We start from the raw sequence: 22,546 nt of genomic DNA, 5'->3' as shown, positions 1-22,546 counted from the left end.
CGAAGGCCACGTCTCGGGTTGAGTCGGAGAGGTAGAGGTGTCGCGGTCCTGGCACTGGGTGCGCTGCTCTCGGTCTCGTCCGCGGCGGTGCCCGCACACGCTGCCGAGGAGCAACTCGACGACGGTCTGGTGCACCATTTCGCGCTCGACGAGACCAGTGGGACGACGTTGGTCAACTCGGGTAGCGCGGGATCGGCGGCGAACGCCACGCTGGTGAACCCCGAGAAGGCGACCTTGACCGGCGAGGGTGTCAGGTTCAACCCCGGCTCCTACGAGAGCGCCCTCGACGGCGCGTATGTGAAGCTGCCGAACGACATCACCGCCGGCATGTCCAACCTCACCGTCGACTATGACGTCTGGGTTGACCCGGCGAACGTCGGCGAGCACCAGATGTGGGGTTTTGGTCGCAAGTCCGGCTCGTGCGACGTTGACACCGGCGCCGAGGGCTCGATCTTCGCGTCGAACACCCAGCGGTTCCGCGTCGCGGTGGGTCCGGCGAACCTCCAGCAGAACCGGGTCCGCATGCTGGAGGGAGCGTGGACGCACGTCACCTTCACCCAGTCACTGAACTCGACCGGTACGAGTTGGACCGGCAGGCTCTACCTCGACGGCGTGCTGCACGCGACGTCGACGAACCTGACCACGCCGCCCTCGGTGAACGCCGCGGGGACGAACTGCAATTTCCTGGGTCGCTCGCAGACGTCGGGCCACTATTCGTTCCGCGGGACGATCCGAGACTTCCGGGTGTACGACCGGGCGGTCAGTCTCGACGAGACACTCGCCCTCGCGCAGCGGACCGTCTCCGACGGAGTCCGCGCCGACACCGACGCCATCGATCTTGGCCTGACCAGTTCGATCGTCCGTGACATCACGCTGCCGAAGGTGGGCTCCGTGGCGGGCTCGACCATCACGTGGACGAGCTCCGACCCGTCGGTCGTCGCGGTCCACACCCCGCCGGCCGTCGCCAGCGCCCGCAAGGTGGCGGTGACCGGCAGGATCACCCGGCCCGCGCAGGGGCAGCCGGACGCGACAGCCACGCTCACGGCGACTGTCCGCAAGGGCGCCCAGGAGGTCGGCACGCGGGACATCCCCGTCGTGGTGAAGGCCGAGTTCGACGATGCGCAGGCTGTCGACCGTGACACCTTCGACCTGGCCCTGAACACCACCAACGACGTACGCGGGAACCTCGACCTTGCCGCCAGGGGCGAGTTCGGCTCCACGATCACCTGGCGGTCGACCACCGACCTCGTCACCCCGACGGGTGTGGTCACCCGCCCGGCCTTCGGCCGTGCGGATGTTGCCGCCACCCTGACCGCGACCATCACCAAGAGCGCGACCTCGCAGACGAAGTCGTTCCCGGTGCGCGTCGTCGCCATGCCGCGCTCCGAGGAGTACGAGCGGTACTTCATGGGGTACTTCAAGGGTGAGGGGATCGCCGACGGCGAGCAGATCATGTTCGCGACATCCAACGGGAACACCGCGCTGGACTGGACCGGCCTGACCGGGGGTCGGCCGTCACTCATCTCCCAGCTGGGCGACCAGGGTCTTCGTGACCCGCACATCGTCCGCTCACCCGACGGCGACACGTTCTACATGATCGCTACCGACCTGAACTGGTACGACCAGGGCGGGTACGCCATCAACGACACCCAGTACATCGAGGTGTTCGAGTCGCACGACCTGGTGAACTGGACCCCGCAGCGGCACGTGAAGGTCGCGCCCGACAACGCGGGCAACGCCTTCGCGCCGGAGTCGCTGTGGGTGGAGGAGATCGGCGCCTACGTCGTGTTCTGGGCCCAGTCGCTGTGGAGCGACCCGGTGAACCGCACGGGTCAGGGCAACGCGCAGATGTGGTACGCCACGACGCGGGACTTCCAGACGTTCTCCGCTCCCCAGGTCTGGCAGAACCCGGCCCCGCTGTCACGGATCGACACGACAGCGATCCGGGTCGGCGACAACTACTACCGCGTGACCAAGAACGAGGCCGGCAACCAGGGCTCGGACATCTTCTCGGAGAAGCACACCGACTTCCTGGACAGCAACATCGACAACTGGACGTTGGTCGCGCCGGCGCTGGGGCGCACGACGTGGGTCGCCAACCAGGGGTACGAGGGACCGGTCATCTTCAAGGCCAACCCCGGTGACACCGCCTGCCCCGGCCAGTTCTACCTCTGGGGTGACCGGTACACGAACGGCGGTGGGTACCAGGCCGCGTGCCACGAGAACATCGAGGCGCCGACCTGGAACGCCAAGGCGATCACGATGACCAACGCGGGTGTCGTCCGTCCGCGTCACGGCACCGTGATCCCGCTGACCGTGCGCGAGTGGAACGACATCCGCGGGATCCCGAACAGCGACGTCGCGACCACCACCGAGGTGGCCGTCCAGCCGTACGCGAGCGGGGCCCAGGCGACCACGGCCACCGTGACCGTCACGGCAGCCGACGGGTTCGAGACCGGCGGTCAGGTGCGGCTCAGTGTCGGCTCGTGGTCGACGCTCGCCCACCTGAGCGACGGCGCGGCCACTGTCACGCTGCCGACGGGTCTGCCTGCGGGTGCCCGGACGGTCAAGGCCGAATACCTGGGCTTCGACTACCTGAAGGCGTCGGAGGGTACGGCGTCGTTCGAGGTGCCTTCCGGTACGGCCGCCGTCAAGGTCCACGCGAAGGCCACGCCGGCGTCGGTTGTCCGCGGGGACACGTTCACGCTGAACGTGAGCGTGGGGCCGACGGGCGGGCCCAAGAAGAACGCTCCGACCCCGACCGGCGAGGTCACCGTCACCTTCGGCGGCACCGTGCAGGTCGTGCCGCTGGTGGACGGTAAGGCCGTCGTCGAGTTGCCGACCGCTGGTCTGCGGCGCGGGTCGTACCAGGTCCACGTCGCCTACTCCGGCAACCCGACCTACCAGCCCCACGCCGGCGACTACCAGAAGTTGACGGTGCGGTAGCCAGCCCAGGAACCCGCACCGCTGAAGGGCGGCGCAGGAAGGAGCGGGTGGGATCAGTGGATCCCGCCCGCTCCCCTCGTGCTCGACCCCGCGACCGGACTACGGAGTGATCATGCCCTTCGAGACGACCAGGTTGTAGTTCTCGCCGAACACGTTGAGTTCGTGGACGCCGACCTTGACGTTCTCGGTCGTACCCAGGACCTTCAGCCTGACCGCGTTCGTCAGCACCCGGTCGAAGGTGACGTAGTCAGCCGTGTACGCGGTGGTGTTCGTGCTCCTGTCGACCAGGGGCCGCCACGTGTTGGTGGGGATGTCCTTGTACTCCAGCGTGTACCGCACGGCGTTGTCACTGGTGAACGTGCGCCCGAGCTCCTTCCACTGGATCTGCGCGGCGGAGATGTGGAAGACGGTCCCGAAGCCCCTGATGTACGTGGGCGCGGTGTCGCTGTCCGCCGGCTCCCACCACGTGGAGAGGGAACGGTCCGATCCGTAGTACGGGTTACGCCCGGGGGCATAGCTGCTTGCCCAGTACGCCTGGCTGTTGGTGGCCACGTTGTAGAGCCCGACGTCGTCCCGGCCCGAGATTTTCTTCCCCGGGGCCAGTTGCGGCGTGTTGGACAACTCGCAGTCGATCGCTCCCCGTTTCGGACCGGCGGGAATCACGGTGCAGACGTCCATGCCCAGTCGCCGCTCGAAGAACTCCTCGTAGGCGATGACATAGGTGTAGAAGAACACCAGGTTTCCGGAGTTGTCGAGGACGAAGCTGCCGTGCCCGGCGTTCGGGTACACCGCACTCGGGTGGTTGTTCCCGTAGCCGATCGGGTTCTGCTGAGTGACCTTGAATCCGGAAAGCGGTTTGTCCGAGGTCATCACGCCGGTCGCGTACGTGGTGAACTCCGTGCCACCGGACGCGACCGAGAGGTAGTAGGTGTCCCTCACCTTGAACAGCTGCGAACCCTCCACGTACCCGTGTGTGTAGGTGGCCTTGTTGTCACCGATGTGCTGCCACTCCTGGCGCGGGTCGAAGGTCCAGAGCACGACCGGGTCGCTGATGAGCTGGCGAGGATTGTTCGGGTCGAGTTCGGCGCCCATGATCGGTGAGCCGATGTTGTACGTCAGATACAGCCGACCGTCGGTGTCCGGGAAGAACTGCACGTCGCCGACGCTCAGGGTCTGGCCGGTCGGGCGCAGGAAGTTGCCCATGCTGGTCCACGGCCCGGTGGGCGAGTCGGCTTGATAGACCGGCGTGTTGTTGCCGGCCATGTAGAACTTGTCGCCGAGCTGGACGACGGTCGGCGCGACCAGGCCCAGGTTCATCTGGTGGGGCGTCCACGTGAGGTAGTCGGTGGTGGACCAGACGGTGCGGTTGTTGTTCGGTGCGTTCTGCATGGCACCTGACGCGTAGAGATAGATGGTCCCGTCGACGTTCAGCGCGGACCAGTCCGCCCCGGTGCGGGCGGAGTTCTCCGAGATCCTGCTGAAGCCAACTGTGGATCGGCTCGCCAGCGTCCGCCCGGACGCTGCCGTCCACGTCTCCAGGTTCAAGCTGGCCGGGATCTGCGACGTGTTCGCGACGTTCGCGTCGGTGGGTGGCATCGTCCCCACGATGTTGCGCACCGCCATCCCCGGCAAATTGATCGGGTTGACGTACGTCTGGGCCATGTCGACACCGGCCAGTGGCACCTTGGCGGACGGGGTTTGCGGTCCGACGCCCGGCGGTGCCGGCGGCACGGGCTTCTCCGCCGCGGCCGGCACGATCGGTGCCAGTTGACCCACCCCGATTCCCACCAGGAGAGCGAGGCCAATTGCCGCCAACCCTCGACGTCGTTTCCCGGCGGCCCTCTCGATAACCATCAGGTCCCACCTTCCTTCTGGTCGTGATAGCGCTAACAACAATCACCGTCGCCCGATTTTTCGGACCACCGACTTCACGTGGTCGGTTCTGGGTGTGAGGCACCCTTCGAATAGGCAAGAAGGGTGGGAGGAGGCGGGTCCGCTCGACCAGCTGGGCGCTCAGCGCGCACGTTCTTGGGCTCGGTCTCGCCCAGCGAGCGAGGATCAGCGACGGGCAGCTGTTAGCGCTAACAAGGTTTCGGTGATGTTAACCGTACTATCTGGAGCCTGTCAAGAACGTCAATGCCACGGCACCGTTACCGCCACCGCCACTGCCGGGTGGTTGCACTCCCGCCGGACACGAAGTCGTGCCCGGAACCGTCGCCGCCCCGTAGGCGACGGTTCCGGGCGTAGACCCTCGACCGCTCGCGTGCCGGTATGCGCCGTCGGTCACCACCAGTCGAAGTAGCGGCCGGCGTGGAAGATCCCCACACCGATGGCTGCGACGATTCCGACCGCGAGCACGACCGGGGCGATCACCACGCTGCCGGCCGCGACGCCGATGGCACCCGCGGCGATGGCCAGACCCGCGCCGATGCCGACGGCGCCGGCCACCACCCCCGGCGTGTCGCCAGCCTCGGCGGCCCGGTTCATGCTGACGTACGAGACGGCGGCCAGACCGATGCCACCGAGCACCAGCCCCGCGGTCATCGCGCTGACGGTGGCGACCGTGGCGCCCGGCACCGCGATGGCGTACAGCTCCAGGCCACCGCCGACCGCGCCGAACGCGTCACCGACGCCCATCTCCCAGTCGCCCTGCTGGTAGTCGCCCCACAGGGCGAACGCCGACAGGCCGAACCCGACGACACTGAGCCCCTTGCCGACCATGCCGGTCCGGCCCGGCAGTCCGCGCACGTGCTCCGGCGCCGTGGCGGTGGCGGGGATCTTCCGTCCCCGTCCCGGGTTGGTCGCCGTGCGGATCGCGTTTCCCACGCTGGCCGGCGCGTCGGTCTCGGTGACGATGACGGCCTGAGACCGCTTGCCGGCCATGGTGCCGCTCGGGTTGGCCTGGATCGCGGCGTCCGCGTCCCGGGTCGCCTCCCGGGCGATGTTACCGGCCCTGCCGTAATCGTCGGTCGACTTGACCTGCTTGACAGTGGTGGCGGTCTCCAGGTCGAAGTCCGCCCCGCGGTCGCGCCACGGCACGCCGTACAGCCATTCGAGAATGTTGCCGCGGAACGTCCCCCGGGCGCCCTTGAACTTGAAGTTCCAGATGAACTTCTCGGCGGCGGGCGCGGTGTGCGCGGCAGCGCCACCGGTGACGCCGGGTGCGGCCGGTGCCTCGCCACCGGGATCGGCCGGCGGCGCGGCCGGCGGCGGTTCGGGTGGCGGCTCCGGTGCGGGTGGCGGCGGCTCGGCCGGTGGCGGCTCCGGCGGCGGCGGAGGCGGCGTCGGCCTCGGTCGCGGCGGCGCCGGAGGCGGAAGTACGGCGTGCAGCACCCAGGTGCCGCCCGGGTGCTCGGACCAGGTGCCCCCCTCCAGGTTGAGAGTGACGTTGGGCTGGTAGTAGATGACCGAGTTGCTGTTGTTGATCCGGGGATCGAGGGTCGCGCCGTGGCTGCTGAGATAGCGGCGGAAGTCCTCCACCGTGGGGTTTTCGGACCCGGTGAAGTGGGGCTCCGAGATGGAGATGTCGTGGGTTTCCGGCCCCATGACGGTGGTGGGCCTGAACCCGGCCGGATCGGCCATCCCGACGGGATTGTTGCGGCAGTACCGGAACAGGTTGCCCCCGTCGACGAAGCCGCCCGGGTCGGTGCTCGCCCACCGGCCCAGCCACGGCACGTAGTACCGCGCCCCGGCATAGCAGAAGCCGGTCTCGTCGTCCGCCTCGTGCCCGCCGAAGCGGTACCGCTTCAGGCTGAGGTCGACGCCCGGCCGGCCGTACCGGTACGCGGTCGTGCCGTAAGGGTGGTACTCCTCGTAGGAGATGATCACCCCGGCCGCGTCGGTCTCCAGCGCGGCCGAGCCGAGGTGGTTGGTGAGCTGGTAGCGGATCAGCGGAACGCCGAGCGGGTTGGCCGGGTCGAAGCCGCCGACGTCGACGGTCTTGACGTCCACCTGGGCGACCGGGCCGGTGTCGTCGGCGATCGTGGTGGTCCAGCGCTCGTGCTGGAGGGTGCCGGTGACCCGGTTGCGCCGCCGGAACACGATGACCGCGCCCAGGAAGATCCATTCCAGTTGGACGCTGCCCGGCCGGTCCACGATTTTGCGCAGCCGCTGCCCGCTCGCGGCGTAGACGAACCGGGCCTCACCGCCGCCGCCGAGGTCGACCCGGCTGAGCTGGTCGCGGACGTTCCACTCCAGCGCCGGCAGGTGCGGCATGACGGTCAGGTTGCCGACGGCGTCGTGCGCGTACCCGGCCGAGTAGGGACCACCGTCGGCGTCACCGGGGACGCTCGTGGCGGCCAGTCGGTTCGTGGCGTCGGCCGGGTCGTCCTGGTACGCGTACCGGTGGTGCCGGGTCCAGCCGGCACCCACCCCGGCCTGCGTCCGGAACCGGTGCCGGAGCACGGTGAGGTTGCCAAGCGGGTCGTACTCGTACTCCTCGGTGTAGGCGCGTACCGCGCCGGCATCGGTGAGGCTGCCGGCCGGCGGCACGTCGGTGTGGTCGCGGATCGCGTCATTCGGCGCCCCGGCCAACTCCCGCCCGCTCGCCCGGACCAGCTGGTAGAGCGGGTCGTACGCGTAGTCGCTGGCGGCCGGCACCGCCGCGTTGCCGAAGAAGGTGGGCGCGCCCGGCTCGGCCACCCGGGTCACGTTGCCCACCGGGTCGTACGTGTAGCGCAGGTCGCGTACCCCGGCGGTGAGCAGCCGTTCCAACCGGAACGTCATCGGGTCGTAGAAGTACTCGGTGACCAGACCGTTGCCGTGCCGGGCGAACCGCCGCCGGCCCAGCGCGTCGTAGTCCTGCTCGGACAGGAACTCCACCTCCGCGCCCTGGCCACGCAGCCGCGCGGTGAGCCGGCCCACCATGCCGCCCTCAAGGTAGGTCGGTCGTAGCTCGGTGGCGTCGGGCAGGGTGACCAGTGTCGGACGGTTGAGCGCGTCGTACTCGGCGGCGGTGCCGAAGACCTCGCTCTCCAGCAGCGGCGCCGCGGCGGCCAGCAGCGCGGCGTGGTCGGGCGCGGCGGCCACCGGCGACCAGTCCGGGCCGGCGACGTCATCGGTGGCGAGCCTGCGTTCGGCCCGCCGCGGGTTGCCCTTGAAGTCGACAGCGGGGACCCGCACCTGGCCCGCCTGGTCGAACACCAGGTAGGGCACGCCGTGCAGGCCCAGCGTCGCCGCGTCCGGATGCCGGTCACCGAAGACCACGTACTGCACGCAGCGCTCCGCGCCGGCGGACTCCCGAACGTACACGCCCACCGGCCGGTGCAAGGCGTCGTACGTGGTGCGGAACGTCCGGCCGTGCTCGTCCCAGATCCGGCGCACCCCACCGAGCACATCCTGGAACACCCACCGCTCGCCCTTCTCCGCGCTCCACGAGCGCACCCCCGCGCCGTGCATGGCGGTGGCCGCGCTGGCGATGTGCCGGCCCAGCGCGTCGTACCCGTCCGAGGACCGGCCGGTGAGGTCTCCGGTGGTGCGTACGCCGAAGCGCTGGCCGGCTCCCCGGTCGGCCACCGAGTAGACGGCCCGACCCAGGCTGTCGAAGTGGACCACGGACGGCGTGTCGGCGTGCGCGGCGGCGAGCCACGCGGCGCGGACGGCCGGGTCGGCCGGTTCCGGATCGGAGACGGCAGGGCTGCCCCGCTCGGCGTACCACTGGCTGTCGAGCACCGTGTCGTTGGCGTCGAACAACCGGTGCGACCAGGCAGTGGACTCGACCCGGCTGAGGGTTCCGTCCGGATACCGGGTCAGCACGGCCCGACCCAGCGGGTCGTAGTAGCGGATCGCGGTGGCGCCGATCTCGCGCAGCGCCGCCGCGTCCTCGTACTCGTGGGTGGTGCTGAAGTAGGGCTGGTACCGCTTCACCGGGTTGCCCTTGTTGTTGACCACCGTGCGGCCGGTGCCGACCCAGCGTGGGTCGGCGTCCACCTCGACGGCCACCCCGTCCTCCCCCACCTCGAGGGCCCTGCCGGGATGCACCCGCGACTTGGTGATCGCCACCCCACCGGTGCCGGTGCTGTACTCGTAGCTCTCCAGCCAGCGCGTGTTGGTCGGGCCGTGCCGTTCCCGGTGCCGGCCCCGGCTGTACGCGGGCTGGCCGTTGACCATCCAGTTGAACGGGTCGTAGGTGAACGTCAACGTCGGATCGTCGAGCGTGTCACCGTCCCCGGCGCCGGGCCGGCCGAGCAACGCCGAGGCCACCACCCGGCCCAACTCGTCGTAGCGCACCGCGCGGCGCTGCCCGTTCGGGTCGGTGACGAGGCTCGGACCCAGCACCCGGTAGTCGTTGACGGCGGTGGTGACCGACCAGGCCGCCTGGTCGATGGTCACCCGCTCGGTGAGCAGGTGGTAGTCGTCGAAGGTGACCGCCGTCGCCAGGCCGAGCGCGTCCCGGGCGCCGTTGGCCAGGTAGAAGTGCGCGGCTGGGTCGGCGGGATAGCGCAGCTCGCCGGAGGGAATCCACCAGTCCGGGCCACCGTCGAGCTGCACGTATCCGGCGGCGGCCAGGTCCACGCCGGTGACCGCCGTGCCGTAGCCGGCAGCCAGCGCGGCCGGCGTGAAGGCGAGCTGGTACGTCTGGTGTCCCAGCCCCAGGCTGTCCCACTGCCCGGCCGGCAGCGGCGCCAACGCGTTGTCCCGGAACCGCACCTGTGACCGGGACAGCAACCGGCGCTGCGCGCTGACCCCGTCGGCCACCACCTCGTACCCGATCGGGGTGGCCGCGGCGAACCCGGCGAGCAGTTCGGCCCGGGTGAACAGCGGGCCGGCCGGGGCCAGCCCGGTCAGTTCGTGGCCGACCGCCTCGTACGCGGTGCGGATCCGGTACGCCGGCACGGGCACCGTGTCGTCGATGTCCGGGGTGTAGCTCTGCTCGCCGTACGTAACGTGGCGGCGCCGCTGCTCGACGGTCACCTCGACGGGTAGCTCCGGGTCGGGAGTGGTGCGACCGTAGACCACCGCGGCGGCCTGCACGACGGTGCCGTACGGGCCGAGGACCAGGTTGAGCCGGTGGCTGATCCGGGGCTCATCCGGCTCCCGGTCGTAGGAGAGGCTGACCGCCTCCCGTTCGACGGCGACGAACACCCGCGCGTCCAGCCGCTGCACCTGGTACGTCTGCTCGACCACCCCGTACGGGTGTTCCTGCGCGGCACTGCCGTCGTACGAGTACACCTCCTGCCGCAGCGGCAGGCCGCGCAGCGCCCGCCGGCTCTCCCGCAGCTCCGCGGCGGAGACTCCGACCGGCAGCTCCACACTGGGCAGGTGCCGGCCGGCGTACCACTCGGCGGACAGGTCGACCGGGGCGCCGGTGTGGTACCAGGTCTTCGTGGTGACCGGTGGCTGGAACAGCTCGGGCGAAGTGTCCTGATTCCCGTCGACCGCCTCGACGCCCAGCACGTGGTCCACGAACGACTCGCCGTCGATCTGCTCGACCATGCCGAAGCCGGCGAACTCCCGCTCGTCGCCGTCGTAGTGCCCGTGGTGGTAGCGGTAGCCGGTGACCAGCCGGGTCCCGGCGATCCGGTCGACCTGTTCCACCTGCTCGACGACCTGCACCGGGAACGGCAGCCGGGTGACCCACGGCTGGCCGTTTCGCCGGTCGGCCAGTTGGAAGGCGGTGGAAGCGGCGTACCGGATGATGGTTTCGCCGCCCAGGTTGTTCACCACCCGGGTGAGCAGGTGGGGCTTGCCGTCGGCGGCCAGGTCCAGGTAACGCACCGGACCGGAGGCGTCGCCGGGCAGCGGCGACGACCAGACCAGGCAGCCGGTGCCGGTGCCCAGCAGGTCGGTCACCGTCACCGTCGAGTCGGGCGTGACATGCGGCAGGTCGGGCAGGTCGACCGGGGCGGACCAGCTGTTACCGGACTGGTTGTACCAGAGCCGGATCTCCCGTCGGCCCAGGTAGCACAGGTCCATCATGCCGGTGCCGTCCACGTCGGTGAGGAGCACCCGGGCGGGGTCGAACTCGTCCTGCCCGGTGAACCACGGCGCGTCGTCCATCTCGACCTTGGCGCCGAATCGGCCGTAGCCGACGTTGGGCCAGTAGCAGACGGATCCGTCGCGGACCCGGACCAGGTCGGTGAGGCCGTCGCCGGACATGTCGGCGAGGAAGACGCTCTGCCGGTCGTCGGAGCGGAGCAGCCGTGGGCCACGATCCTCGTCGGCGGGCCAGAGCGCGGGTCGCGCCGGGCCGTACCCCACCTCGGCCAGCGACTCGTGCCACGTCAGCACGGTGTCCCCGGTGAGCAGCAGGTCGGGCCGGCCGTCCCCGGTGAGGTCCAGCAGCAGCAGGTCGGGGCTGGCCCAGTCGACGGCGGGCAGCTCGCGGAACGGTTGCAGATCGGACCAGCCGGCGTCGTCGGTGCGGCGGACGAAGCCGGCCGGGACGGTGCCGAGTTGGACCAGCTCGATCCGCCCGTCCCCGTTCACGTCGACCAGTTGCTGGCGTCCGCCGGCCAGGTCGGTCAGCGACGGCACGGTGGGCAGCGCGGCGACCGGGCCGATCCGGCCGGCGCCGAGATTCGGTCGGTAGTAGAGGGCACCCTCGTGCCCGGTCAGCACCCCGGCGAGTCCTTCCCCGTCCAGGTCCACCCACAGCTCGGTCCGCCCGTCCACGCCGGCCGGCAGGTTCGCCAGGCTGTCCCGGTCCAGTTCCCGGGTGGTCGCTGCGATGGTGGCCGGGATGTACTCGAAGGTCACCGGGGGAAGTGCGGCGCTGGTGTGCCCGCCGTCGATGGCCGGGGAGTAGCCGCGCTGCGTCACCTCGACCAGGGTGGACAGCACCGGCCCGGTGGCGTATTCCAGCTCCACCGCGCGGACCAGGCAGTCCGCGCCCACCTCCGGCTCGTCAGGGAAGTGGTGGAACATCAGGATCCGGCGGCACAGCCGGTAGGTGCGGACCTCGAATCCCGGGCGATAGGTGGAGAACGGGTCCGGCCGGCAAATCCAGTCCCCGGTGTCAGCCGGACGCGGGTCGTCCGGGTCGTGCTCGCCGTAGTCGAACACCACCTCGAACAACCAGCCGGCGTCGGCGATCTGGGCCGGCGTCAGGTCCACCGGGCGTCGACCGTCGGCGTCCAGCAGCGGCACCGCGTTGCCGTAGCGCACCGACTTGAGGTAGCGGTTGGTGTGCCGGTCGGTGCGGTGCCGTTCGTGCGGCCGGTCCAGGTCCACGCCGACGGCGTCCTCGGCCTTGTAGGTGTAGGTGATCGCGTTGCCCCGGTCGTCCCGGGTCTCGCAGAGCAGCCAGGTGTGCACCTTCGCGCCCCGGCCGATCCGGGAGTCGCCGTCACGGCCGTACACGGCCAGCAGGTTCGCCCCGGACACTGTGCGCCAGTGCACGTCACCGTCGGAGTCCCGGGTCCACCGCTCGATCCGGGCGAACGCCCCCTCGGTCCTCGGCCGGAACCGCTGCACCGTGTGCCCGGCGACCGGGGTGCCGCCGGGCACCGGGATGAGGTCGTCCTCGCCGGACAGCAGGAAGGTGTCGGTGTCGTCGTAGCGGGGCAGGCCGCGGTCGGTGCGCCGGCTGATGGCCGGCACGGGCAGCTGCCAGCCGAGGCCGAACGGGCCGTTCCCGGCGCCCGAGTCGTAGCTGAGCGTCAGGTCGGGTTGGAACCCGGACCGGCTGCCGCTGACCGGGATGGGCACCGACATGCCGCCGGTCCCGGTGACCGGGTGGGCGGCGAACGTCTCGCCGATGGCCCGGATCGCGCCGCCGCCGGTGGGCAGGCTGATCGCCGGTCCGCCGAGCCCTGGCCCGGCCGCGCCCTGACCGGCTGGCGGCGTGCCGGTGCCGGCCGCGTCGGCCGTCGGCCCGCCCGGCCCGAGCGCCCCACCCGCCGCGTCGGGAGCGCCCGCGCCGGTCGGGTCGGCGGAGCCGCGCCACCGGGAGCCGGGCCCCGGCCCCCACGATCCGCCGCCGACCGGATAGCTGGTCGTCACCACTCCCCCTCAGCCGTCGAGCCGGTAGTGCAACAGGAGGACCAGGTCGGTGAGGCCGTCCGGGTCGGCCGCCAACGTGACCGGGGTGCCGAGCACCAGCGGATCGGACTGGCCCACACACTGGTGCAGGTCAGCGTCCCGGTTCAACGTCACCGGGTCACCGGCCACCGTGAGGTCGTACGTCCCGGGATCACCGTCCACCCGCGCGTACCAGGTCACCTGGTCCACCACCGGCTGGTGATCGCGGGCCAGGTACGGCAGGTGCTCCGGCCCGATGGTGAGCTCGGTGCTCTGTTGCTGGGTGAGCTGCCACCATTCGTCCGGGAACTGGTGGCGCAGGCTGTAGGCCTGGTACAGGCCCGTCCGGCCGGCGTCGACCAGCATCTCGTTGAGCACCTCTCGTAGGGAGTCCTCGACCAGGCCGCGCAGTGTCGAGCCGCCGTCGCGGGCGGTGTACCGCAGGTGCAGGATGATGTCGCTGATGGTGTCGTAGTCGAACTGACGGACCGCCGTCGGCAGTTCCAGCCGCCAGGTGCCAACCGCGCCCTTGCCCTCGAACGGCAGGTAACGGTCGTCGGCGAAGTTCAGCTCGAACATGCCGCTGTCGCTGAGGCCGCTGCTGGTGGCGATCGACTCGATCCCGCCCACGTTGTACGCGAACCGGTCGTCGCCGGGCACCTCGGTGTACTTGTCCTTGGCGCTGGTGGCGCCCTGCCGGGCCGCGGTGCCGGTCCGGTACCGGTTGGCGATCAGGGACAGCTTCGCGGTGACGGGGGTGTACGGGCCGGCCACGCACGGGATGGACAGGCTGACCGTACGCAGCCGGCGGAAGTAGTGCCCCGGGTGGTCCAGGTCGAACAGCGCCTCCGGCACGTTGATCAGGCAACTGCCGGTGGCCCGCAGCTCGATCAGCGCCGCCGGGTCGAGCTGTGCCAGCGAGACGTGCCGGGTCAGCTCGCGCTCGCGGCTGTGCCGGTCGAGGTAGGCCACCTCCATCCGCTTCAGGTCGTGGCGCAGCGCGTCGGCCACGGTCAGCCCCTTGCGCAGGCTGTCCCAGTAGCCGGGTTGCAGGAACGTGGCCTCGCTGCCCAACTCGTGCGCGAAGCACCGCTCGGCCTTCTTCGCCACGTCGAAGGCGAGCTGGTACGCCCCGAAGTAGACGGAGCTGGCCCGGCTCACCATCCACTGGTACAGCTCAGTGTTCGTGTACTTGCCGCGCAGGTACTCCTCGGTGGCCCGGGCGTTGTCGGCTTCCCGGTCGTGCGCCGCCAACTCGTCGGTGAGCATAGCCACGTGCAGCCGCCCGGTGAGGATCTGCTGGTCGAGCTGGGTCAGTTCCAGGCCGGCCAGCGCCGCCTGGTGTTCCCAGTCGTCCATCCGGCGGCGGTAGCCACCCTGGTTGGCGGCCATCCCGGCGGCCTTGTCCAGCGCCCGGGCGATCGCCTCCAGGGTCATCACGGCCGAGTCGGCGGCGGCGCCGACCTTGTCCCCGCCGATGGTCAGGGTCACTGTGGGTGAGCCACCGAAGCCGGCACCGCCGGTGGTGAAGTCAGGTATCAGCTTCAGCCCGCCGGACAGGATGTAGCCCACCGCGATCGCGGCCTCGCCGAGCAGCGACACCCCCGACAGCGCCGTGGCGGTGATCTCCCAGGCGTTCATGTACGGCCGACCGGCGTAGTAGCGTTGCCGCTCCTCCACCACCTTGCGGCTCAGTTCCAGGGCCGCGACGTTGCCCTCGGCCTCCGCGATGGTGGCGAGCTTGACCGCCCGTACCGCGTCGAGCAGGGCGATCTCCTGGCCGGCGCGCAGCCGGGCGAGTTGCTCGGCGTCGCGCTTCTCCATGGCCGCGAGCAGCCCGCCGCCCAGCTCGCCGACGTACCCGACGAGTTCGGTGGCCTTCTGGGCCAGCACCCGGAAGCGGTAGTTCGGCAGTGGTGCGCCGAGCCCGGCCAGGAACGACGAGACGGACATGCCGGCGGCGGCGGCCCGGACCAGTGCCCCCGGGTCGATCGGTGGTGAGAACAGGGCGAGCATGCTCTCCACCCCGTCGATGTTCTGGCAGTTGCGGATCTTGAACAGCCGATCGGCGATCAGATCCCACAGCCGGAGCATCTCCTCGTTGGGCGGGACGCAGAAGTACAGCGCCGAGTAGCTCAGTGGGCTGGGCAGCTCGGCCCCGCCGTGCGGCAGCAGGTCCAGGTCGGGGATCAGGTTCTCCAGGTCCAGCAGCGCGTTGCCGAACAGGTCCACAGAGGCCTGAAGCTGGTTGACGGTGGCCGGAGCCGGAGTGACCAGCGGCGGCACCACGCTCGGCTTCGGCCCGAGCAGTTTGTCGGCCAGGATGTACAGCTGGGTGGCCTGGGTGACGGACTCCCTGGTGAACTGCCGGAACAACTGGTCACCCCAGTCGACGAGGTTCTTCAGGTAACCGAGCACCACGGCCAACTGGTAGGCGACCGGCCGGCTGCGGGCCACCACGTGCGGGTTGAACGGCTTCGCCCGCCACTGCTCCACAGCGAACTTCAGGTCGGTGATGCTGGCCCCCGACGGGTCCGCCGCGATCGCCGTGAGAATGTCGCCGATCCGCTGGCTGATCAGCTCGGGCGCCCCGGTCTGGAAGAACGGCTTGGTGACCCAGTACTTCTGTGGGGCCGTGGCGCCGTCGGCCGTGCCGACCGGGTTGAAGATGTGGTGGAACCAGTTGCGCGCCTCGGCGAAGCGCTGGTCCCGGTTGAGCCGCATCGCGATGTCGAACGGCAGGTGGTAGAACAGCTCCCAGTTGTAGCCCGAGTACGCGCCGTCAGCGGCGAAGTCCAGGTCCTCCACCGGGTACGGCGACACGACCACCGGCTGCGGCTGGTAGGTGGCGGCGAAGTCGAACCCCGTGTTGGTGAGCTGGGTGCTCCGGCTCAGCAACGCCGACACACCCGAGCGGTAGACGGTGGCCCGGAGGAAACACAGCAGCGGGTGGTAGAAGTTAGCGAACTTCACCCCGTACGAGAGGGTGTCGTAGACCTTGAACTCGGCGACCAGCCGGTGGTATTCGGCGTCCTGGGTCATCGCCTGCACGGCGGCAGCGAGGTCGTGCGCCGGATCCTCGGCGTACCGGCGCAGGTATTCGGTGAGCAGCGCCAGCACGTCGCGGACGAACTGGTCCACGTCGCTGTACGTCTTCTCGATCCGGTCCGTCGGGTCCTCGGCGCGCCGGTCGTAGAAGCCCGGGATGATCACGTAACCGCGGTCGTAGTCACCGTAGAAGTACGGCATCAGGGTGCCCAGTGGCAGCACCGGCCGGCGGTCCTGGATGCCCCGGACATTCTGCCAAATCCCCAGCAGCATGATGATCCAGTCGAGCAACGACATCTGCATGGGGTACGTCACCCGGAACCGGCCGGGCGTCTGCGCCACCAACGTCTGGTAGGCGCCCATCAGCGGAGTGCTGATCGCCAGGTCGTTCTGCGTCCGGGAGACCAGCTCGGTGAACCGTTCGGCCAGCAGCTTGGTGTCCTTGAACACCGGTGACAGCAGCAGGCTGCCGGAACCGCCGCCCGGCATCGGCTCCGGATAGCCCCGGCAGCCGGTCAGCGCGAACGAGCCGACGAACTCGACACCGGTGAGCACGCTGATCGCCTGGCCGGCCTCCCCGGCCGCGTACGCGAAGCAGGTGAACTCGTTCGCCGAGGGCAGGTCCTCCTGGTAGCCGCTGGCGGGGTAGTACAGCGCATCCTTGGAGATCTTCTTCGGCTGCCAGCGGTCCTGTGCCCGCTCACCGATGGCCAACTGGATCCGCCACCGCCGGCGCGGCCGATCCGTCTCCGTGCCGCCCGGCGGGATGCCGTCCGGGTCCGGAATCTGGGAGGTCTGCGAGGTGTCCGTCTCCTCGGTGAAGACCGGCCAGGCCAGTGTGAGCCGACTGTTGCGGTCGAAGGCGAGCAGGTGGTCACCCGCGATGTCCAGCGGCACCCGCCGCCACGGCGTCCAGTACCGCTCCCGCTCGAACTGCCGGTGGTAGTACACCGCCGGGTCACCGCCCCGGGTGCGGGCGAACACGTGCATGAGATGCCTGTCGTGCTGGTAGTAGCAGGCCATCACGTCCAGGTGTGCCAGGTCGTCCAGCTTCTCCAGGTACGCGATGGTGGCGTTCTCCACCGCCAGGTCGGTCAGCTCGTCCTGCTGCAACTGGTCGTCCAGTTCGCTGAACAACTCCGACTTGTCGTCGCGCAGCTCCGGTTGGATCCAGTTCTCCGGGTACAGGAAGATCTTCCGGTTGGCCTCCCACACCCGGTAGTTGGCCATCCAGTCCCACTGCTCCCAACCCGGGTCCTCGGTGACCGCCGCGACGCTGTCCGGTTCCAGTCCCAACAGGCAGCGCTGCACGAACAGTTGCACTGTGGCGTGCGCCTGCACGATGCGCGACGTCGCCATGCAGGCGCCCATCTCGACGTCGATGAGGAAGTTGTCGTACAGGTCGTTGGTGTCGCGCAGCGCCGGGTTCTCGGCCAGCAGGTACGCGACCAGCGCGTCGCGCTTGGCCACCCGCAGCCGGTCCTGCACACCTTGGAGCACCCCGAGCCACTCGGCCTCGGCGTACCGCGCCTTCAGGGCCTGCCGCATGGTGACCACGCCCGCTGCGGTGGTGACCGGCTGGCCCAGCGGCACCGCCGCCGCTACCGGCAGGCCCAGCCGGCGTAGCACTGTGAGCGCCTCGGCCACCCGCTGGACCGTCACCGGCGACCGGTACGCGGTGAGGTTCGCCGCCGACAGTTCGAGGTGGGTGTCCAGGTCGGCCAGCGTGGTGACGTCCCAACCACCGAGCTGCGCCAGATGGGTGTGGACCTGCGCGGCGGTGGTGCCGGCCGCCAGGACCAGGTCGAACAGCCCGTACACCGTCCACGGCGCGGCCGCGTCCAGCGGGTTCGCCACCGGCGGGTAGGCACGGGCCAGCTCGACCCCGGCGGCCAACCGGATCCAGTCGGCCAACGGGGCCGGTGGCCGGCCGGTCTGGTACGGCACCCGGTCCGGGGCCAGCCAGCCGAGCGGCGCGGCGTTCGTCAGCAGCCAACCGAGGTCCGCGTCGGGCACCGTCAGGTGGTCGACGAGCCGGCTCAGCACGTGCAGCAGGCGCAGGGCCCGGTACTGCTCGTCGAACCCGGCCGGGGTGACCGCCGGCGGCGCCGGCGGCTCGTTCACCAGGTCCACCAGCGCGTCGTCGGTGAGGACCGCGAGCAGCGGCCGGGTCAGCTCCGCACCGGCCAGCACCGTGGCGGCGGCGTCCGCCGAGAACCCGAAGGTGTCGGCCACCGCCGTCGTCGCCAGCTCCTGCTTGGTACGGGTGTACGCGTAGCTGGACAGCGCCGTGGTGATGGCCAGCAGCAGCGTGGTCTGCTGGGCCTCGGTGGGGTTGGCCACGATCGCCGCCGTTATCGGTGTGGTGTCCACCAGGGCGGCGAGCTTCGCGTCGACGAACTGCGCCGGGGTAACCGCCGCATCGGTCCAACTGCCGTCCACGACGGACACGAAGCCGGCCAGGTCCGCCTCGGTCATTCCGGGCACGGTGGCCAGCAGGGCCCGCATCCCCGGCAGGTTCTCCTCGGGCGGCGCCGCCGGGTCGACAGCGGGCCGGGTGCTCGCGTACGCGCTCTGGTAGGCGGCCTGCAACCCGGTGAGCACCGCCGTCAACGTCTCGTCCGGCAGGTCCCGCACGGCCAGGTCGTCGGCTTCGTGCCGGAGCAGGTAGCGCAGATCCGCCGGGCGGATGCCGGTGCCGGCCCGGGCGGCGTCGAACCGCTCGACGAAGACCAGCGCGGTGGCCGGTGCGGTGAGCGGATCCGACCCGATCAGATCCTTCATGATCAGGTACTCGGCGGCGGTGAGCCCCAGCGCCCGGGCCAGCAGCGTGCCGGCGTACACCGCGTGCAGGTTGGCGTTGCTGACGATCGCCGGGGCCGGCAGGTCGGCCACCAGCAGCGCGGTGTCCGCCGTCGTGGCACCCAGGCAGGTCGCCAGGTACGCCTCGTGCGCCGACAGCAGAGCACCCGAGCCGGGTGTGGTCAGCTCCGCCTGCTCGTTGGCGAGCACGTTGGCCGGCTCGAACGCCGCGAGGACCGGGCCGTTCGCCGCGTTGCGGAACACCTCGGCGTAGCGCGACTCGTCCAGCGGCGCGAACAGGTCGACCAGCACTGGCAACGGCAGCCCGAGCCGCGCCGCCAGCCGGTGCAGCGCCGCCACCGTGACCAGGAAGTCGTCGTCCAGTGCGCCACCGCCCAGCGCGTCGGCCCGGATCGCCCGGTCCAGCAGCTGCGGCGTCCAGCCGGTGCAGGCCGCCGCGCGCAGCAGGCGCAGGAACCGGTGGATCCGGTCCAGGCGCGCGTCGGTGAGCTGCTGGATCCGCTTCGCGCTGAGGTCGGACCCGGTGTCCAGGTGCTTGACGAACATGACGTTCCCGGGATTGACCCAGGCCAACGCCAGCAGTTCGGTCAGCTCCCGATAGTCCAGGCGCGCCCGAGGAAGGAAATTGTCCACCCGGGCGATGCCGCCCAGAGCGCCGAGCGGCGCGGTGTTCCAGATGTCGTCCTGCGCACCCGGGTCGGCATTCACCACCAGGTTCCGCTGCGCTTCGCTGATCCCCAGTTCCTCGGCCGCGATCGCCTCGTCGCTCGGGCCGATCGGCCGCCGCAGCGCCCGCATCAGGTCGGCCCGGGGGATCTCGAACTGGGCGAAGTAGCTGCGGGTCTCCTCGTGCGCCAGGTCGAACGGCAGGGCGAACGCGTACCGGCTGCCGGCCAGCACTGTGTAGGCGGCACCGTTCACGTACTGCGGCGCGGCCGCCAACTCCGCCGCGGTGCCGGTGCTCTGGCGCAGTCGGCGCACCAACCACCCACCGGACCCGTCCGGGGTCGCCTTGGCCACCACGCCGGTGTCCCGTACCACGCGGGCCCCGGCCAGGTCCGGCTCATACACCAGGGACCGGTCGGTGAACGGCCAACCCCGGCCCTGCAACAGGCTCAGCAGCCCGGCCGACGGCGCCTCCACCGGATCGACGCCGCCGCTCAGCGGGCCGGCGAACGCCAGACCGGCGTCCGGCGCCACCGCCTCCTCCAGCAGCTCACACACCACGTCCAGGTAGGGCAGCGGAAGGTCGGTGTTCGCACAGCTCAGATCCAGGTCACCGAGGTCCGGCCGGCGGCCGTACAACACGTCCCGGGCGACCTTGGTAGCCGGACCCGGCGTGTCGGCGTCGGTGACCAGCCGGTTGCCGAGGAACTGAAGGACGTCCACCAGGTACGCGGCGGCGCTGTGCACACTGCGGCACGGTTCGCAGTAGCTGGAGTCGGCGAGCCGGAACAGGCTGGCCAGGTTGGGAAAGTCGGCGCTGACCGGGGTGAGGTCCGGAGCCGCCGAACCACCCAACGCCTGGACCGGCAGCGCCCGCGCCGCGCTCTGGAGTTCGCCGGCCAGCAGCCCGCTCGCCACATGCACGTCCACCGCCCGGCGATACACCGACCGGGCCTGCTCGTCGGTGAACCGGCCGGTGTCCACGGCGGTGGCCACGAACCGGGTCTCGCCGAGGGCGTGGATCCGGGCCGCCGACGGCACGTTGGCCCCCAGCAACGCCGTGGTCTGCCGGTACGTCGGCGCCAGCTTGAAGATCCGCTGTGCGGCCTTGAGCGCCGGTCGCCCGGTGCGCAGCCGCTCCGGGTGGTCGCGCAGCAGCCGCTCCACGTTGCCGGTCGCGAGGTCGAAATCCGGGTTCGCGGTGAGCAGTTCGAGCACCACGTCCCGGTGCCCACCGAAGGCGCGCTCAGCCGCGCTGGCCCGCTCGCCGCTGCCGTCGGCCCGCCCGCCCGCGGCGTCGGCTGCCGGGTCGGCGTCGGCTGCGGTCCCGACCGTGGCGCCCGCATCGCGTTCGAGCTGCGCGGTGAAGGCAGTGGTGGGATAACGCCGCTCCAGCTTGCGGGCCAGCGCGCCGGCGTGCAGGTCGATCAGCTCCGGCCGGACCGGCTGACCGGCGACCCGGACATCAGCGGTGCTGTCCCCCAACACCCGGCGCCAGTCCGCCGGGGCCAGCCGGGCCAGCCGGCGTACGTCAGCCGCCCGCTCGATCCCCTCGCGGTGGCGGACCCGGTCGACGATCGCCTCGTCGTAGCCCAACACGTCGGCCAGCACGCTCGCCGCGCCGGCCGCCTCGGCGACCGACCGGTCGGGAAACACCGCCGCGTCGGCCAGCCGGGCGATCAGCCCGGGCAGGTCACCGGCGGCGTCGGTGGCGAGGAGACTCTGCACCCGCTCGTGCGCCCCGTCGACGAGAAACCGCTCCACCCGCCCGTACAACACCTTCGGCCGTTCCTGCGCGACGTACTCCTCGGCCTCCGACCGCACCCGGGCCAGCATCTCGAGGATCCGGTCCAGCTCGCCGAGCAGGTCCTTGGGAACGTACCGATGGCGCACGGCGTCGGCGACGGCGTTGCGGACGGTGTCCTCGTCGAGCAGGACGATGTCGTAGTACAGCGGCCGCAGCTCGGTGTTCAGGTCGACATCGAACCGGGCCAGTGCGGCGCCGGTACGACTCGCGGTCAACAGCGTCCGCTCGGCGAGCAGCGCGTAACCGAACATCGGCGGCAGCTTGTACGACGCCGCCAGCTTCTGCGCCACCCCGAAGTGCGCCAGCGCCGTCGCGGGCAGTCCGGTCTCGGCGGCCAGGAACGTCACGTCCTCGGCCTCGTCGTCCTGCCGCAGCTCCGACAGCGGCACCTCGCCGAGCAACGGGACGATCGTGGCGAGGATCCGCTCGTACTCGCTGCGTTCCCGCTCCCCGCCCCCGGACAGGTCCACCGTGAGCACGGCCAGCTCGGGGGCGTTGAACAGCACCGCGCTCAGCGGCGGGTCGGACAGGAGACGATCGCCTGCGGACACCCGGACGAACAGGTCAGCGGACTGCTTCTCGGAGCGGGTGAACTGGTCGCGCGAATAGTCGACGCGATACAGCCCGTCGTCCCCGGTGCTCGCCTCGCCGAGTTGCTCGGCGTGCCGCAGGTCCCGGTCGAACGCGTCGACCGTCAGCGCGTTCGCCGGCCGCCCGTCGGCCCAACGCACCCGGCCCACCACCACGAACCGGGACGGCGGCTCGGCCAACACCATCTGCACCGCGTCCCGGGTCGCCCCGTCCACAACGCCGGTCACCGGCAGCTTGTGCGCCCGTTGGAGTTCGGCAACTGCGCGGCGGGTGGTCGGCCCGTACCGGGCGTCGACGAGTTCGTCGGTGGCGATGTCGACGGGCATCCGCAGCAGCGCGGTGTGCAGCCGCCGGACATCATCGCTGGGGCGGTGCCGCTGCGAGCCCAACGGGCTGGTCATGAGCATCTCCGATCGTCCAGCAGCCGGCGACGGCGGCTGACTGACGCCGGTGCGACCGGGGGCTACCCGGCATCCTGCGGATCAGAGCAGCCCGGGAGCATCGCACTGTCCGAGATCCGCCTGCCCGTCTGGATGAACGGCGGCGGGCACTGCCGGTACGGCCGGTGGCGGGGACGAGCTTCTCCGGAGCAGCAGAACAGCCCCGGCTCTGTGGCACCACCCGGTCGGCCGATTGGCCGTGGTCTGCGCCGCGGTCTCGGGCATGATCGGAGCCTTGGCGCCGACGGCCGCGCCGTCAGACCTG

4 protein-coding genes are annotated in these 22,546 nt (G+C 70.7%); 1 reads left to right on the top strand and 3 read right to left on the bottom strand.

The window, feature by feature from the left end:
• Positions 1 to 87 precede the first annotated feature (87 nt).
• On the top strand, positions 88 to 2,946 hold the full coding sequence (locus tag ACX27O_RS18345) for an immunoglobulin-like domain-containing protein (protein WP_458939796.1): 2,859 nt from the start codon (positions 88 to 90) through the stop codon (positions 2,944 to 2,946).
• Positions 2,947 to 3,045: 99 nt separating this feature from the next.
• On the opposite strand, the gene ACX27O_RS18340 is transcribed toward ACX27O_RS18345, so the two are convergent.
• The 3 genes from ACX27O_RS18340 to ACX27O_RS18330 form a co-directional block, all read right to left on the bottom strand.
• Positions 3,046 to 4,800: a family 43 glycosylhydrolase gene (locus ACX27O_RS18340; RefSeq protein WP_458939795.1), complete on the bottom strand. Its 1,755-nt coding sequence runs from the start codon at positions 4,798 to 4,800 to the stop codon at positions 3,046 to 3,048.
• Positions 4,801 to 5,229: 429 nt separating this feature from the next.
• The gene (locus ACX27O_RS18335) at positions 5,230 to 12,888 is read right to left on the bottom strand and encodes a SpvB/TcaC N-terminal domain-containing protein (RefSeq protein ID WP_458939794.1); all 7,659 of its coding nucleotides are present in this window, start codon (positions 12,886 to 12,888) and stop codon (positions 5,230 to 5,232) included.
• Between the two features lie 9 nt (positions 12,889 to 12,897).
• Positions 12,898 to 22,242 carry a Tc toxin subunit A-related protein gene (locus tag ACX27O_RS18330; RefSeq protein WP_458939793.1) on the bottom strand — a complete coding sequence of 3,115 codons (9,345 nt, stop codon included), beginning with the start codon at positions 22,240 to 22,242 and terminating at the stop codon, positions 12,898 to 12,900.
• Positions 22,243 to 22,546: the final 304 nt, after the last annotated feature.

This window comes from Micromonospora sp. SD19 (assembly GCF_054462275.1).
The sequence above is the reverse complement of the archived record's forward strand: the minus strand, read 5'-3'. Positions and strand labels throughout refer to the sequence as shown.

What these genes read in the sequence shown, in the direction of transcription:
- ACX27O_RS18340 (WP_458939795.1), bottom strand. Translation starts at nt 4,800, where the DNA reads ATGGTTATCGAGAGGGCCGCCGGGAAACGACGTCGAGGGTTGGCGGCA.
- ACX27O_RS18330 (WP_458939793.1), bottom strand. Translation starts at nt 22,242, where the DNA reads ATGACCAGCCCGTTGGGCTCGCAGCGGCACCGCCCCAGCGATGATGTC.